Origin of the sequence: Gillisia sp. CAL575 (assembly GCF_000403785.1) — a bacterium.
GTDB lineage: Bacteria > Bacteroidota > Bacteroidia > Flavobacteriales > Flavobacteriaceae > Gillisia.
The window spans coordinates 169,739-185,710 of sequence record NZ_APHJ01000021.1 but is presented as its reverse complement, the minus strand read 5'-3'; the positions used below and the strand labels follow the sequence as shown (position 1 = coordinate 185,710).

13 protein-coding genes are annotated in these 15,972 nt (G+C 34.9%); 7 read left to right on the top strand and 6 right to left on the bottom strand.

Annotated features, from left to right (window positions below):
• Positions 1–28 precede the first annotated feature (28 nt).
• The gene (hemW, locus tag I130_RS03655) at positions 29–1,156 is read left to right on the top strand and encodes a radical SAM family heme chaperone HemW (protein ID WP_034919622.1); all 1,128 of its coding nucleotides are present in this window, start codon (positions 29–31) and stop codon (positions 1,154–1,156) included.
• Between the two features lie 35 nt (positions 1,157–1,191).
• Complete coding sequence (locus tag I130_RS03650; RefSeq protein WP_034919619.1) at positions 1,192–1,938, top strand: cyclase family protein; 747 nt, start codon at positions 1,192–1,194, stop codon at positions 1,936–1,938.
• A 66-nt stretch (positions 1,939–2,004) separates the two neighbouring features.
• Here the strand turns inward: I130_RS03650 and tsf are convergent, their stop codons facing one another.
• The 4 genes from tsf to rplM form a co-directional block, all read right to left on the bottom strand.
• Complete coding sequence (gene tsf / locus I130_RS03645; protein ID WP_034919617.1) at positions 2,005–2,829, bottom strand: translation elongation factor Ts; 825 nt, start codon at positions 2,827–2,829, stop codon at positions 2,005–2,007.
• 93 nt (positions 2,830–2,922) lie between these two features.
• Positions 2,923–3,876, bottom strand: coding sequence for a 30S ribosomal protein S2 (gene rpsB, locus I130_RS03640; protein WP_034919615.1), 954 nt, complete (start codon positions 3,874–3,876; stop codon positions 2,923–2,925).
• A 157-nt stretch (positions 3,877–4,033) separates the two neighbouring features.
• Complete coding sequence (rpsI, locus tag I130_RS03635) at positions 4,034–4,420, bottom strand: 30S ribosomal protein S9 (RefSeq protein WP_010231655.1); 387 nt, start codon at positions 4,418–4,420, stop codon at positions 4,034–4,036.
• The gene (gene rplM, locus I130_RS03630) at positions 4,420–4,875 is read right to left on the bottom strand and encodes a 50S ribosomal protein L13 (RefSeq protein WP_034919612.1); all 456 of its coding nucleotides are present in this window, start codon (positions 4,873–4,875) and stop codon (positions 4,420–4,422) included. The genes rpsI and rplM overlap by 1 nt, the downstream gene beginning before the upstream one ends.
• Positions 4,876–5,258: 383 nt before the next feature.
• Between rplM and I130_RS03625 the strand changes: the two genes are divergently transcribed.
• The gene (locus I130_RS03625; RefSeq protein WP_034919610.1) at positions 5,259–5,843 is read left to right on the top strand and encodes a DUF5004 domain-containing protein; all 585 of its coding nucleotides are present in this window, start codon (positions 5,259–5,261) and stop codon (positions 5,841–5,843) included.
• Positions 5,844–5,976: 133 nt separating this feature from the next.
• On the opposite strand, the gene polA is transcribed toward I130_RS03625, so the two are convergent.
• Both polA and I130_RS03615 read right to left on the bottom strand, forming a co-directional pair.
• Complete coding sequence (polA, locus tag I130_RS03620; RefSeq protein ID WP_034919607.1) at positions 5,977–8,808, bottom strand: DNA polymerase I; 2,832 nt, start codon at positions 8,806–8,808, stop codon at positions 5,977–5,979.
• A gap of 471 nt (positions 8,809–9,279) precedes the next feature.
• Complete coding sequence (locus I130_RS03615) at positions 9,280–10,275, bottom strand: N(4)-(beta-N-acetylglucosaminyl)-L-asparaginase (RefSeq protein WP_034919604.1); 996 nt, start codon at positions 10,273–10,275, stop codon at positions 9,280–9,282.
• A gap of 233 nt (positions 10,276–10,508) precedes the next feature.
• Here I130_RS03615 and I130_RS03610 point away from each other — a divergent pair, with 233 nt between their 5' ends.
• From I130_RS03610 to I130_RS03595, 4 genes are read left to right on the top strand one after another with little or no spacing between them, the layout of a single operon-like run.
• Entirely contained in the window at positions 10,509–11,993 is a 1,485-nt protein-coding gene (locus I130_RS03610; RefSeq protein WP_034919601.1) for a sodium/pantothenate symporter, read from the top strand.
• Positions 11,990–13,513, top strand: a complete 1,524-nt coding sequence (locus I130_RS03605) for a class I adenylate-forming enzyme family protein (protein ID WP_034919598.1) — start codon at positions 11,990–11,992, stop codon at positions 13,511–13,513. The genes I130_RS03610 and I130_RS03605 overlap by 4 nt, the downstream gene beginning before the upstream one ends.
• A complete protein-coding gene (locus I130_RS03600; RefSeq protein ID WP_051119600.1) occupies positions 13,491–14,423 on the top strand; it encodes an alpha/beta fold hydrolase in 933 nt (310 codons plus the stop codon). The genes I130_RS03605 and I130_RS03600 overlap by 23 nt, the downstream gene beginning before the upstream one ends.
• On the top strand, positions 14,420–15,856 hold the full coding sequence (locus tag I130_RS03595) for a hypothetical protein (protein WP_034919581.1): 1,437 nt from the start codon (positions 14,420–14,422) through the stop codon (positions 15,854–15,856). Before I130_RS03600 ends, I130_RS03595 begins: the two co-directional genes overlap by 4 nt.
• The last annotated feature ends 116 nt before the right edge of the window (positions 15,857–15,972 follow it).

Genomic DNA, 15,972 nt, shown 5'->3' with positions numbered 1-15,972 from the left:
TGCTAATTGATCATTGTTAACTGAAACTATGTCGTCTCTCTATATACATATCCCTTTTTGTAAGCAGGCCTGTCACTATTGTGATTTTCATTTTTCTACTTCGATTAGAAAAAAAGGAGAACTAGTGAGTATGTTATGTGAAGAGATTAGGCTTCGAAAGGATGAATTACCCGGAAAGCAGCTGGATACTATCTATTTTGGTGGAGGGACTCCTTCGTTACTTTCTTCAGAAGAATTGAAGCAGATCTGTGATACGATAAACAATAATTTCGAAGTTAGGGAAGATGCAGAGATCACTTTGGAAGCAAACCCAGATGATTTGACTCTTGAGAATATTAAAATCTTTAAAAAGGCCGGAATAAATAGATTGAGCATTGGGGTGCAATCTTTTTTTGAAGAGGATTTACAATTAATGAACCGAGCACATAATGCAACCGAAGCTTTGGAAAGCATACAAATGGCTAAACAGTTTTTTGAGAATATATCCATAGATCTTATTTACGGAATTCCAGGAATGAGCAACGAGCGTTGGAAGACAAATATTGAAACTGCTTTGTCGCTTGGTTTACCACATTTCTCATGTTATGCGTTAACTATCGAGCCTAACACAGCTCTTAAGAAAATGATTGAAAAAGGAAAGGTGAAGCCGGTAGATGATGAAGCTGCAAGAGCACATTTCGATATTTTAACCATGCGACTGAAGGAGAAAGGCTTTACTCATTATGAATTTTCTAATTATGGAAAACCAGGGTTTTTCTCTGAAAATAATACAGCCTATTGGTTTGGAAAACCTTATTTAGGAATTGGGCCTTCTGCTCATTCTTATGATGGAGAAAACAGAAAATGGAATATCAGTAATAATACGCTTTATATGAAATCTATAGAAATGGGAAAGTTGCCTTTAGAGCAAGAAGAACTTTCCACTACAGATAGATATAATGAATATGTAATGACTAGACTGCGCACCATATGGGGAATTGATATTAATGAAGTGGAAGAGCGGTTTGGGAATTTATATAAAACCCATTTATTAAATGAGGCTTCCAATGAAATTAAATTAGGATTATTAAAACAAAATGAAAATGTAATTACGGTCACAAAAAAAGGGAAGTTCTTAAGTGACGGGATTGCCAGTAATTTGTTTTTTATAAATTAGAGAAAATATTATAGACTCCGGACAAGAGTATTTAGATGAAAGCAGAAATTGAACATAAAAATAAATCTTACAATATAGATCTCTCTAAGCCATTGGATATTTCTCTTGTTTTAAGGGGAGATGATAAGAATCCGATTGCTTGGTACTTGAATCCGCCTAAGATCCAGCCAGTTGTGGATGGTGATTTTACAGGGAAAGTAACTGCTGGGAGTTCTACCAATTTCAATAATATTTATTTCAATCCTCATGCACATGGCACGCATACCGAATGTGTGGGTCATATAACACGAGAATTTCATGGTATAAATGAAACCTTAAAGACTTTCTTTTTTACTGCTAAAGTAATCTCCATTGAACCAGAGAATCAGGGAGAAGATTTAGTGATCACTGAAGCTCAAATTAAAAGTTTGCTAAAAGAAAATGAGGCTGAAGCGATTGTAATTAGAACATTACCAAACTATATTGAAAAGCGTAGTAAAAAATATTCTCATACCAATTGGCCTTATTTAGAGGAGGCTGCTGCCAGATATATTAGAGAATGTGGAATTAAGCACCTTTTAATCGATCTACCTTCTGTAGATAAGGAAAAAGATGAAGGAAAGCTATTAGCTCACAAGGCCTTTTGGGATTATCCTAAAAACACAAGATTTGATACTACGATTACAGAACTAATCTATGTGGCTAGTAAAATTAAAGATGGAATGTATATTTTAAATCTACAAATAGGTTCATTTGAGAATGATGCTTCGCCTAGCAAACCGGTGCTGTACAAAATAGAATAAATGCTAAAAATTAAAAACCCGTTTCAAGTAACTGAAACGGGTTTTTTTATAATATAAAATGATTGCTTAACCTAAAGCAACTCTTTCAAAAGAAACAACTTTAAGATCTTTGTCTACAGACTTAATGTAAGCAGAGATGCTCATTTTGTTATCTTTAATATAATCTTGGTTCACTAAAGTGTTATCCTTAAAGAAACGCTTGATCTTGCCTTTAGCAATGTTATCTAACATTTCTTCTGGCTTTCCTTCTTGTCTTAATTGATCTTTAGCGATCTCGATTTCTTTGTCGATGATAGTTTGATCTACACCTTCTTCATTTAAAGCAACTGGGTTCATAGCTGCAGCTTGCATAGATACGTTTTTAGCAGCTTCTTCAGCTCCTTCAACATTCTTTGAAAGTCCAGTTAGAACAGCAATTTTATTACCTGCATGAATATAAGAACCTACAAAAGGAGCTTCCATAGTACGGTAATCTCCTATTTCAATTTTCTCACCAATAACTCCGGTTTGCTCAGTTAATTTATCCTGAACAGAAATTCCGTTGAAATCTGCTGCTAATAGTTCTTCTTTAGAAGAAGTAGAAAGTGCAATTTCTGCAATTTGAGTAGCCATAGCTACGTAAGTATCATTTTTCGCAACGAAATCTGTCTCACAGTTTAAAGAAACAATCACACCTTTAGTAGCGTCATCATTAACTTTAGCAATTACAGCTCCTTCAGAAGAATCTCTGTCGGCACGTTTTGCAGCAACTTTTTGACCTTGTTTACGTAACACTTCGATTGCTAATTCAAAATCTCCATCAGCTTCCACTAATGCTTTTTTGCAATCCATCATACCGGCACCGGTAGATTTTCTTAATTTATTTACTTCTGCGGCTGTTATATTTGCCATGATGTTTAAAATTTTTTAGTTTTTAAAAAATAAGTCGTTTAGCTTTGTTTGAAGAAAGATCTAAACGACTTATATATTACTTAAAAAGGTATGTTATTCTTTCTCTTCCGTAGAATCTGCAGCTTTTTCAAGTGTTTCTTCTTTAGATTCTAATTTCACATCTTTTTTAGCCTCTTTCATCGCTTTTTTATCTTCAGCATCTGTAGAAGGAACTTCTACATCAGCTTTAGCTTCTTTCGTTGCTTTTTTATCTTCAGCATCTTTAGAAGGAGCTTCTACTTTATCATCAGATTTTTTTGCTTTAGGAGCTTTGTCGGCTTTCTCCTCTTTGTTGTCTTCTTTAGCATCTTTGTTAGACTTTCTTTCAGAAAGACCAGCAATAATAGATTCTGCCATGTAAGAAACAACTTTGTCAATAGATTTTGAAGCATCATCATTAGATGGAATCACATATTCTACTTCACGAGGATCAGAATTTGTATCAACCATTGCAAAGATTGGAATGTTTAATTTTTGAGCTTCTTTAACCGCGATATGCTCACGGGTAATATCTACAACAAATAGAGCAGAAGGAAGACGGCTCATTTCTGAAATAGAACCTAAGTTTTTCTCTAACTTAGCTCTTAAACGGTCTACTTGTAAACGTTCTTTCTTGGAAAGAGTGTTGAAAGTACCATCCTTTTTCATTCTATCAATAGAAGACATTTTCTTAACTGCCTTACGGATAGTGATAAAGTTTGTAAGCATTCCACCAGGCCATCTTTCAGTGATAAAAGGCATGTTAGCTTTTGCTGCGTGTTCTGCAACAATTTCTTTAGCTTGTTTCTTGGTAGCTACAAAAAGTATTTTTCTTCCACTAGCAGCGATCTTATTAAGAGCTTCACCAGCTTCCTGCATTTTTGCAGCACTTTTATATAGGTTTATGATGTGAATCCCATTGCGTTCCATATAGATATATGGGGCCATGTTCGGGTTCCATCTTCTTGTAAGGTGTCCAAAATGTACACCTGCATCAAGTAATTCTTTTACTTCTACTTTGTTTGCCATTTTTGTAATAGTTTACGTTCTGTTGAGATAGCAACCCCGCTAAAGCGTGGTTTAGATGCTAAACTAACCTCCTACTCGTCAACACGCTCAGTGTGACATCGGAGCAACAACAAAAATTTTAATTTTTAAATGAACTTTTGGGCAATGCCCACTGATATTAACGTTTAGAGAACTGGAATTTCTTTCTAGCTTTCTTCTGTCCGAATTTCTTACGTTCTACCATTCTTGGATCTCTGGTCATTAAACCTTCAGGCTTTAATGTAGCTCTGTTTTCCGGGTCTAATTCTACCATCGCTCTAGATATAGCAAGACGGATAGCTTCAGCTTGTCCAGTGATACCACCACCGTAAACATTAACTTTGATATCGAAGTTCTCTTCGTTTCCAGTCATGTTTAGAGGTTGCATTACCTTATAAACTAAAGGTCCTGTAGTGAAATAATCGTTAAGATCCTTTTTGTTGATAGTAATGTTGCCTTTTCCTTGTCCAACATATACACGTGCAACAGCCGTTTTTCTACGGCCAATTTTGTGAATAACTTCCATTACAAAAGATCGTTTAGGTTGATAGTTTTAGGCTTTTGTGCAGATTGATCATGTTCTGATCCTACATATACCTTTAAATTACGGAATATAGCTGCGCCTAATTTGTTTTTAGGTAGCATTCCTTTTACCGCATTTTCAATTAACCTTTCCGGTCCTTTATTGAAAAGTTCGGTTGCAGTTAGACTGCGTTGTCCCCCAGGGTAGCCAGTATGGCGAATGTATTCTTTAGAATCCCATTTCTTTCCTGTTAAGTTGATTTTCTCGGCATTGGTAACAATTACGTTATCACCGCAATCAACGTGTGGGGTGAAGTTAGGCTTGAATTTCCCTCTTAGTAATTTTGCAACCTGAGTAGAAAGACGACCTAAAGTCTGACCATCAGCATCTACGTGTACCCAATCTTTGGTCACGGTAGCCTTGTTGGCCGATACTGTTTTGTAGCTTAATGTGTCCACACTAATTAATTTTACTTGTTATTAAACATTCCATTCCCTGTCCCCTAGATAAATCTATCGGGAAATCAGGGGTGCAAATGTACAATTATAAATTCAGAATGCAAATAGACCTTCATTAATTTATTAGAACAGAAATCATTGACTATCAATACTCTTGATTTACTGTGAAAAGATGGTCTAGATGAAAGCTTAACGATTGGTATTAGCTAAGATAAATTAGAAATTAAATAGCGGTCAAAAATTAAAAATATTCTCCAAATTCTTAAACGTTGAAATACTATATTTAACGATGAGTGGTAATTTTCGTGTTAATATTGTCACAAAATACCTACATAATACACTACGTTTGCACTTTAGATTCCCTAATATCAAATACCTACATTATGAGATTACCAAGTATCACTCTAATTATAGCACTATCCTTCTTAAGCTTTTCTTGCACCAAGGAAGATGCTGCCGACTCCAACTCTTTTAAATCAAGCAATTTTTCAACAACTATTGATTCTGATGATCTTATTGGAGAGTGGAAACTTTCTGCTATGCAGGCTGATACTTTGGTAGATCTTAATCAAGATGGAACTGGAGATAACAACCTAATAAATGAATCCGCTTGTTTTAATGATATGAAAGTGACTTTTAATAAAGAGACTAAAGCCGATGGAAGTGTAGTAAGAGAATTTGCTACCACCAATGCACGTTTAGATTTTAATGGTGGAACTACTAATGCTGAATTTGTATGTGTTAAGAATAGAGTTGATTTTGGAACTTGGGATGTTGAAGGCACAGATCTTGTTCTTAATATCAATATAGACGGAACCATATACACAGATAGAAAACCATTAAACTATAATGCAACTACATTTGCATTTGATGTTTCAAAAGCAGAATCGAATATATATGTAACAGATCCAGGAGATACCTCAGCATCAAAAATTAGGATTCTGTCTCTGGAATATACTAGGCAATAATACAGTTTCCATTTTAATAAAAAAGCTGTCCTTTTTAAGTGGGACAGCTTTTTTTTATATAAATCTTAAAATAATTTTTATTCAGTTTAAAATATTTATTTTCTACTAACTACTAACTACTAACTACTAACTACTAATGTGCCTCCAGCCAATTTTTACCTTCTCCTAAATCTACATCCAAAGGAACTTCCATCTTAAAAGCGTTTTCCATTTCCTCCTTAATCATTTTTCTCATTTCTGGTAATTCTTCATTGTAAGTATCAAAAACCAATTCATCATGAACTTGTAAAAGCATTTTAGTTTTATAATTACCCTCTTTTAATTTGAGGTGAATATTGATCATCGCTAATTTTATAATATCTGCTGCACTTCCTTGGATTGGTGCGTTCACTGCATTTCGTTCTGCAGCACCACGAACTACTGCATTTTGTGAATTGATATCTTTTAAATACCTGCGCCTTCCAAGCACAGTTTGCACATAACCATTATCTCTTGCGAAATCTACTTGCTCTTGCATGTAGCTTTTCAATTTAGGATATGTGGTATAATAGGTTTCTATAAGGTCTTTTGCTTCCCCTCTGGAAAGATCGGTCTGATTGCTCAATCCAAAAGCGGAAACCCCGTAAATGATTCCAAAATTTACCGTTTTTGCATTGCTCCGTTGTTCTCTGGTCACTTCCTCTAAAGGAACATTAAATACCCTGGCAGCAGTAGATGCATGAATGTCTTCTCCTTTCTTAAAAGCTTCGATCATAGTATCCTCTTTGCTCAAGGCCGCAATAATTCGAAGTTCTATTTGGGAATAATCTGCCGCTAGTAAAGTATAATTCTCATCTCGCGGAATAAATGCCTTTCTTACTTGTCTTCCTCTTTCTGTTCTAATTGGGATGTTTTGCAAATTTGGATTATTGGAGCTCAATCTTCCAGTAGCAGCAACTGTTTGCATATAATCTGTATGCACTCTGCCAGTTGTTTTTTCAACCTGAGTTGGTAAAGCGTCTACATAAGTATTCTTTAGTTTTACTAGGCCTCTGTATTCTAGTACGCTTTTAATAATTTCATGATCTGAAGCTAAATAGGAAAGCACATCTTCACTTGTAGAATATTGACCTGTTTTAGTCTTTTTCGGCTTTTTTACTAATTCTAATTTTTCAAAAAGAATAACACCTAATTGTTTTGGAGATGCAATGTTAAATTCTTCTCCTGCTTCTTCATAAATATGTTTTTCTAGGCTTGCGATATCTTTTTCTAATTCTGAAGAAAGCGATTTTAAGAAATCTTCATCTAGATTGATGCCTTCCAATTCCATATCGGCTAAAACTCTTACCAGCGGAATTTCTATATCATTGAATAATTTTTCAGTCTCAGCTTCTTTTAATTCTGGCTGAAATTGTTGTTTTAGCTGAAGCGTAATATCTGCATCTTCAACAGCATATTCTGTCTGATTATCCAAAGGAACGTCTCTCATATTTCCCTGATTCTTTCCTTTCTTACCAATAAGTTCTGTGATAGACTGCGGAGTGTAGTTGAGATAGGTTTCTGCGAGCACATCCATATTATGTCGCATATCAGGATTAATAAGATAATGTGCGATCATGGTATCGAATAATTTGCCTTTTACCTCAATATTATATTTTGCAAGAACCTTTATATCATATTTTAAATTCTGTCCAATCTTTTCAATATCTTCTGATTCGAAAAAGGGGCGTAATTTCTCAATGATCGCTTGCGCTTCCGCATCATCTTCCGGGAATGGCATATAAAACCCTTTTCCTGCTTCCCATGAAAATGCAATTCCAACCAATTTTGCTTCCAACGGATTTAAACTAGTAGTTTCTGTATCAAAACATACGCTGGTTTGCTTCAATAAATTTTTCAGAAATAACTCAGTCGCCATATTACTGGTTAGACTTTGATATACATGCCCAGAAGTTGACAGGTCTTTTCTACTAGAAGTTTCTTCAATAACAGTAGCATCTCCACCAAATAAAGAAAATTGTCCAGCACCTGCGGTTGAATCCTTTGCTTGCGCTTTTGCTGTCGGAGTTCCTGAAACTTGAGTAGGCGTAGCCGTTTGTTCTCCTGAAAATAATTTTAAAAACTGATCTTTCAATCTTCGGAACTCCAGTTCTTCAAACAACATCTGAACTTTATCTCCATCTGGTTGAGACAATTCGTAATTTTCAGCATGAAATTGTACATCACAATCTGTGATAATAGTTGCTAGTCTTTTCGAGAGGGTTCCTAATTCTTTATTGGCTTCAATCTTCTCTTTCATTTTTCCTTTCAGCTTATCTGTATTTGCTAAAAGTTCTTCCATGCTTCCGTATTCAGCTAAAAATTTCTTCGCTGTTTTTTCACCTACTCCGGGAAGTCCGGGGATATTATCTGAAGCATCTCCCATCATTCCAAGAAAATCTATTACTTGCTCCGGGCGTTCTACACCAAACTTCTTCTGAACTTCGGGAATCCCCAAAATTTCTATTCCATTCCCCATTCTTGCAGGGCGATACATAAAAATATTTTCTGAAACCAACTGTGCAAAATCCTTGTCTGGAGTCACCATAAAAATCTTGTAACCCTCTTTTTCGGCTTGTTTAGCCAAGGTTCCAATTACGTCATCTGCTTCACAACCTGGTAATTCCACCACGGGAATATGCATTGCATGAAGGATATCTTTTATATAAGGAATTGCAATAGAAATTGGTTCAGGAGTGGCATCTCTGTTTGCTTTGTATTCGGAATATAATTCGGTGCGTTCATGGCTGCCATCCTTATCAAAGCATACCGCTAAATGATCTGGCCTCTCTCTACGAATTACATCAAAAAGAGAATTTGTAAACCCCATAATCGCAGAGGTATCCAAGCCTTTAGAATTAATTCTCGGATTTTTTATAAATGCATAATATCCTCTAAAAATTAAAGCGTAAGCGTCAAGTAGAAATAAGCGTTTTTGGTCTGCCATGGGTAAGAATTTATTCGAATCTCAAAACTACAAAGTTATTGTTGAATAACGGGTTTTGAAATTTTAAAACTGAAATTTATTGGTTAATCACTTCCATCTGATGGTTTTTCAAAAACTTAATAAAAGTGACAGAAAGTCTAGTTATTGCTGTATATCTTCAAAAAATTTAAGTAAATATTTACGTTTTGTTGGATTGAAAATTTAACTCAAAGATTATTTTTTTACCTGCCCTTCATTTATTTTGCTCGTCCAAAATAAACGAAGCAAACAAAACGACGCCTTTTTCAAGGAATTTTTTGGCGAAAATGCCAAAAACCGTACTAAAATTTCCGCGGATAGGCGATGGAAAAATCACCCATTCTGAATCTCGGAAATTTCACCACATATTCTGCAAAAAAGGATTTAAGAAAAAATTCTAACTTCTAGATAGATATCCAAGGCGTTTTTCGGGGAAAAACCCTAAGTGAGCGTTTAAAAATTATAAGAACTAGGAATATTTTCATTTTTCCCATCTTGATATTTCACATAACTGAAGCCTTTCTGGATGCAATGAGAACCAATTTCTCCTTTCTTATTTACTGCGATAAATGCCGCCTGAAATTCCTTGAAATTTGGATTGGCTTTAATAATTCTGTTTATCGCTTCTTCACAAGCATCTTGTGGGGATTGTCCTTGTCTCATTAATTCTACGATCAGGAAACTTCCAACACTTTTCATAATTGCTTCTCCCATTCCTGTTGCAACTGCACCACCAACTTCATTATCCAAAAATAATCCAGAACCAATTATTGGGGAATCTCCAACGCGACCATTTATTTTATATGATAAACCAGAACTGGTACATGCACCAGCAATATCTCCATTCTTATCTATACATAACATTCCAATGGTGTCATGGTTTTCGATATTTATTATTGGTTTGTATTCTTTCTTTTTCAGCCATTCTTGATATGCCAATTTTGAGCCTTCAGTAAAAAGCTCCTCCTTTTCAAATCCTTGCTGAATTGCAAAAAGATCGGCTCCTTCTCCCGCTAACATCACGTGCGGAGTTTCTTCCATCACTTTCCTAGCCACAGAGGCTGCATGAGAAGTGTATTTTAAATAGACCACTGCGCCGGCATCCCCGCTCGGGGACATAATGCAAGCATCTAAAGTGACATTTCCATCCCTATCTGGTGCGCCACCTTTACCAACTGTGGTATTTCTAATATCTGCTTCTTCTACCATCACTCCTTGTTCTACAGCGTCTAAAGCGGTGGCTCCTTCAGCTAACAATTCTCCGGCTCTTTTACTGGCATTCGGAAAATTCCAAGTGGCTATGGTTAAAGGGAATATATTTGATTTATATGATATCATTGCTGAATTTTTTAATGATTTATCTAGGTTGAATGCAGTTACGGAATTAGAAAAAATTCCTAATACTGCAGATCCCAAGATTGATTGAAGTATAAAATTCCGTCTTTTCAAACTGAAACTGATTTTATCGAAGCCTAAATTTAAATATTACACTTTATTAAAAACAGCAATCTGGAAATTAGTTTGTGAATATTTAAGTCCTAAACAAAGTATCCTTTAATTTGTAGCTGATTTGGACTATATTTATAAAAATATAACTTAGGTCGCACTTTAGTTTTATTTAAATTAAACTTTTAGCGGAAGTATAAATATTAATTTCACTTTTCATTATTCTCCACAATTCTATGTTTGCAAGTGAAACTTGGTCTTTATACGTTACTCTTCTCCTTATTGTTTATTCATTGGTAATAATATTCTTTGTGGTTCGCGGAATGCGAAAAACAAAAGATATAGATGATTTCGCACTCGGTAGCAAAGGATTCCCGGCATGGGCGGTTGGCTTGTCTTTAGCTGCATCTATGACCAGTGCGGCAACCTTTATAATAAACCCAGGGTTTATTGCTTTATATGGTTTTTCTGGCCTGATCTCTTTTGGGTTTGTAATGCCTATTGCAATTTTTTGCTCTCTAATTTTCTTTACCAAAGCATTTCAAAAATATGGTTCTACCGTAAAAGCTTTGACCATGGCTCAATGGATCGGTAAACGTTATGACAGCAAAGGCTTAACTATTTTCTTTGCTTTTTTATCATTATTGTTAATCACTTTCATTGTTTTGATCTGTGTGGGTCTAACTCAAATAATTTCCAAGTCTTTAAATCTAGAACCATTTTATGTTTTGTTAGCTTTAATAGTATTTGTGTTTGGATATATGATGTTTGGAGGTGCCAATTCTATGGTTTATACCAATTCTATCCAAGCGATCATCATGTTTGTAGTGGCAATTATTTTAATACTATCCGGGGCTGAATATTTTAATGGAGGGCTAGATGGATTTGCCAATATACTGGATAATATAGACCCAAATCTTACCCAAACCACCAATGAAAAGAGCTTTTTGTTTCGTGATTATTTCGAAATAATTTTCTGCCAAATTATTATAGGGATCGCTATTGTTTGTCAACCTCATATTATTACAAAATCTTTATTTTTAAGGGATGCTAAATCTGTAAATAAATACCTATTTATCGCAATTGGCTGTATGACGGTTTTCTTTTTAGTGGTTATGGTTGGTTTTTATGCAAGAATTACATTTCCAGATCTTACTTTAGAAGGAGTTCCTCTTAAAATGGATGAACTGGTTTCGGCTTATGTAGTCAAAACTTTTTCAGCCGGAGTTGGAGTTATAATAGTTGCCGGACTTATCTCGGCAGGGCTTTCAACTTTGGAAGGATTAATTCAGTCTCTGTCAACCACTATAAGTACAGATCTTATTACTCCGTTATTTCCTTCAGTAAAAAAAATAAGCGGATTTGCATTAAATAAGATTGTGATTATAGCACTGGGAATTGTCAGTTTTTTACTGAGCTATGATCAAATTTTAAACCCAGATATTAGTGTAGCAATCTTTGCTCAAAATGGAGTGTATGCATATTTCGCTGCAGCTTTTGTACCAGTACTGTTTGGGATCTACTTTAAAAAAGTAAGTAAAAATGCGGTGATCATTGCAAGTGTTTCGGCGGTTGCTCTACACTTTATCATTTATTATGGTCGGTTTACGCCTTACATGCAGGAGCCAGTGAATAATCCGGGAGTTTCGGCAGCTATTGCTATTGTGGCCTCATTTATAATTGGTAATTCTCTATATTTATTTAGTAAAAAGAAGGTATGAATTATTTAGACTGGGTCTCCAAATGGTCATCTTACAAACCAAATAAAAAGGCAGTGATGTCTTTGGATACCGGTCTTAGTCTCAGTTACAAACAATTGGATGATAAGTCTCGAAAGGTAGGTTCTTATCTTTTAAATCATTTTCAGCTTAAAAAAGGAGATCGAATTGCAGTTATAGCGGCACATTCTCCGGAGTATTTAATGCTATTTATTGCAGCTCAACGCCTCGGTCTCATCCTGGTGCCCTTAAATTTTCGAGCTACAGAATATGAATTATTACATTATATAAATGATGTAAATCCCTCTTTGATCCTAGCCGAACTCACGCAATTTAATTTGCTGAATGAGCAGTCTGAAATCAAGAATATTCCGACAGTAAAATTTGAATCCTTCTTTGCTGAAGCTAATAAATTAAGCCAAGATGAGGAAAACATCAAGTTCATAATAGAAGTAGACCAGCCTATTTTTATTTTTTATACATCGGGAACAACAGGAAAACCAAAAGGGGTGATATATACTAATCGGATGATGTTTTGGAACAGTCTCAATACCTCTATGCAGCTTGAGTTAACTTCCTTAGATCACACTTTAAATGTATTACCACCATTCCATACCTCTGGATGGAATGTTTTATTGCTACCTATGTTACATCGTGGCGCAAGAGTAGATTTTCTAAAAAGATTTAAGCCGAAAAAGGTATTAAACTATCTGGAGAGCGAACCTATTTCTTTGTTTTTGGCGGTTCCTACTATGCTTAGAATGATGGCTAAAAACAAGGCTTTTTCAAATTTCACTCCGAATAAGTTGAAGTACATCGTGGTGGGAGGGGAGCCACTCTCAATTCCACTAATTGAAGCATGGGCAGAAAAAGGAATTTTACTTAGCCAAGGTTACGGATTAACTGAAGCTGGCCCTTGCATTACTTCGCTTCATTATCATGATGCATTATGGAAAAAAGGTTCCATTGGCAAGCCTAATTTTTACGTAGATATTAAAATAGTTAATTCAGAAAATGAAGAAGTTGCAATTCAGGAAGCTGGGGAGATCTGCTTGCGGGGAAATATAGTAACTCCTGGGTATTGGAACAATTCTGGTTATTCGCTTAATAAAATAAGGGAAGAGTGGCTGTATACTGGAGATATGGCTAAATATGATGAAGATGGTTTTATTTATGTGCTAGGAAGGAAAACCCAGCTTTATATTTCTGGAGGAGAAAATATTCACCCATCCGAGATCGAACATATTTTATATAAGTATGATCTTGTTCGGGAAGCAGCAGTAGTAGGAATCGAAAATGAAAATTGGGGCGAGATAGGTGTTGCTTTTATAGTTTTAAAAAGCGAGAATCTGGATGTCACAGATATTTTAAGTCATTTAAAAAAGTACCTAGCAGGGTACAAAGTTCCAAAAGATATTATTTGTCTCGATTCTTTACCCAAATCTGGCATTGGGAAGATAGATAGAGAAAAACTCAAAGCATTATATAAAATTCTAGATCATGATAAGAAAAATGTTGTTTAGCATCCTGTTCATCTATAGCTTAAGCATTACCGCACAAACGACCATAAGTGAGACCCTAAATTATGATACTGCCGTGAAAAAGATTCAAATAAAATCAGAAGAAATCGCCTACCTCGAAGAAGGTGCAGGAGATAATGTGTTGTTATTTGTTCACGGACTTTCCAGTAATATGGAAGCATGGAGCAAAAATATAGCTAAGCTTAAGGAAAATTATACAAGCATAGCAATAGACCTTCCGGGTTATGGAAAATCAAGTAAGAATTCCAATCATTATTCAATGGCAGATTATGCTTGCTTTATTAATGAATTCATTCAGCAAAAGGAACTTAAAAATGTCAGCCTAGTTGGGCATTCTATGGGTGGTCAAGTTGCTATACATTCAGTTTTGAATCATCCCGAGAATTTTGAAAAACTTATTCTAATTGCTCCAGCAGGAATTGAAACCTTTAGTCCGCAAGAAGCAGGTATTTTAAAAGTTTCTTATACCGCAGAAATGGTTCAGAATGCTACTGAAGAGCAAATAAGGAATAATTTTAAAATGAATTTCTATGAATTTCCTGCTGAGGCAGAATTCATGGTAAAGGATAGGATTGGAATGAAAGAGGCAAGTGATTTTAAAGAGCATTCTATAATTATCGTGAATAATATCGCAGCTATGTTAGATGAGCCTGTTTTGGAAGATCTTAATAAAATTAAAATGCCTGTACTTATGATATTTGGCAAGGAAGACGCTTTGATCCCGAATAGGTATTTTCATCCAACTCTAGATTTACTGAATTTAAGTAAAACGGCAAAAGAACATATGCAACAGCTAGAGGTAAAGATCATTGAAAAAGCTGGTCATTTTGTGAATTTTGAAAAAGCTGCTGAAGTAAATCGTGAAATTGAAGATTTTATGAATCAGGAATGAAATCTAAACTAAAGATATTTAATGATTTTGCTGAAGGAATTCTCCCTCATGAGGCATCTTTTCTTTTAAAAGAAAACAGGATTAGAGATGAGGAAAAGGAATCAATACTTAAGAAGGTATGCATTAATGCGGAGAGATTTGATAGCGTTGAAAGTTTTGATGAAGACATTGATAAAAGGAAATATGCCTACATCAAAAAATGGATCAACACTAAGCTGGGAACGGTAGATGTAGATGCGCATTTGGAATATTTATCCTTTACCGAAAAACAGATAATCACCGATACCATTACTCCTAAGGAAGAACAAGAGCTTCTGAGTCATATTTCAACTTACAATAACACTTCTTTTTACTTTCAGAAATTTTACGAGCTTTTAAAAGAATTTCAGGACTACTTATTAATTCGTTTTAGATACCAGGACTGTAAGTTCACCGAGAGTTTTCTTCAGGAAAACAAGAAGTTTTACGAAGAGTCTATAAAGGTGAAAGAGCAGCTCTTTTATGCAACTAAAGATCTTACACAGGAATATACGAGCGGCACTTTAAACACGATGCATTGGGAGCAACAATTGCTTTCTTATTTATACAGTGAAGAGCTGGATGGAAAAAACAAATACAATTCCTTTATAAGGTTGGTGTTCCTATACTTTAATTATAAAGAATACCAGAAAGCGATGTTGGTTTTCGATTATATAGATGAATGCTTCAGCGATGGTAAGATGTATTCTAAAAGAGTGCTTTTTAACTATTATGCAAACAGAGTTATTTTACACTCCAATCTGGATGATGCTGAAAAAGCAGAATATTATGCTCATCTTTCAGTAAAACAGGAAAACAGCGATAAGTTATTCTATTTAAATAATCTCATCGCAATTCTATTGAAGCGGGAGAAGAATAAACAAGCTTTAAACATTCTCACAGAGAATTACGCACTGTTTAAAAAGTCCAATAATAATCATCAAAGATTAGGGTTTGCAACGCATTATATTAGAACGCTGGTTAGAAATAAGCGTTTAAAGATCGCGGAAACTTTTGCAGAAAATTTCCTTTTTAATAATAAGCAACATGTCTTCGAGCACCGCTGGAGACATTTCTTTTCCAATTATTTAATGCTGCTCACCGCTACAGAAAAACATGTAGAAGTAGTGAAAATGGTCAACAAATACGAGCTGCTAGAACGAGAGTTGGAAGTGATGAATAAGGAGGATTTCATCCCTAAAATTCATTGGTATTTTTTTCTGGCTTTATACATGAATGGATCTATTCCCGAAGAAAAATTATTAGAAGATCTTATAAATACAACATCAAATTTTAAGCTTACAGATAAAGGAAAAAAAGATCTTTTTGCCTTTGTTAATAGGCTGACTTTTATCCTACCAGATGTCTTTTCTAAAATTAAGTCGCACCTTAAAAAGCAGCTTGTAAGCGCTTAAAAAGTCTAATTTATTAACTTTTCTAATTATAATTTTGTTTTGGTCGCACTTAACTAAAGCGAATCCAAAGATTCAAAAGCGGTTCTACTTGTTAATTTGGTCTTAAAATAATTAAA

Excerpts from the sequence above, each read along its gene's own strand:
- I130_RS03610 (WP_034919601.1), top strand. The coding sequence starts at position 10,509 with ATGTTTGCAAGTGAAACTTGGTCTTTATACGTTACTCTTCTCCTTATT.
- I130_RS03600 (WP_051119600.1), top strand. The coding sequence starts at position 13,491 with ATGATAAGAAAAATGTTGTTTAGCATCCTGTTCATCTATAGCTTAAGC.
- tsf (WP_034919617.1), bottom strand. The coding sequence starts at position 2,829 with ATGGCAAATATAACAGCCGCAGAAGTAAATAAATTAAGAAAATCTACC.
- rpsI (WP_010231655.1), bottom strand. The coding sequence starts at position 4,420 with ATGGAAGTTATTCACAAAATTGGCCGTAGAAAAACGGCTGTTGCACGT.
- rpsB (WP_034919615.1), bottom strand. The coding sequence starts at position 3,876 with ATGGCAAACAAAGTAGAAGTAAAAGAATTACTTGATGCAGGTGTACAT.
- I130_RS03650 (WP_034919619.1), top strand. The coding sequence starts at position 1,192 with ATGAAAGCAGAAATTGAACATAAAAATAAATCTTACAATATAGATCTC.
- polA (WP_034919607.1), bottom strand. The coding sequence starts at position 8,808 with ATGGCAGACCAAAAACGCTTATTTCTACTTGACGCTTACGCTTTAATT.
- I130_RS03605 (WP_034919598.1), top strand. The coding sequence starts at position 11,990 with ATGAATTATTTAGACTGGGTCTCCAAATGGTCATCTTACAAACCAAAT.
- hemW (WP_034919622.1), top strand. The coding sequence starts at position 29 with ATGTCGTCTCTCTATATACATATCCCTTTTTGTAAGCAGGCCTGTCAC.
- I130_RS03595 (WP_034919581.1), top strand. The coding sequence starts at position 14,420 with ATGAAATCTAAACTAAAGATATTTAATGATTTTGCTGAAGGAATTCTC.
- I130_RS03625 (WP_034919610.1), top strand. The coding sequence starts at position 5,259 with ATGAGATTACCAAGTATCACTCTAATTATAGCACTATCCTTCTTAAGC.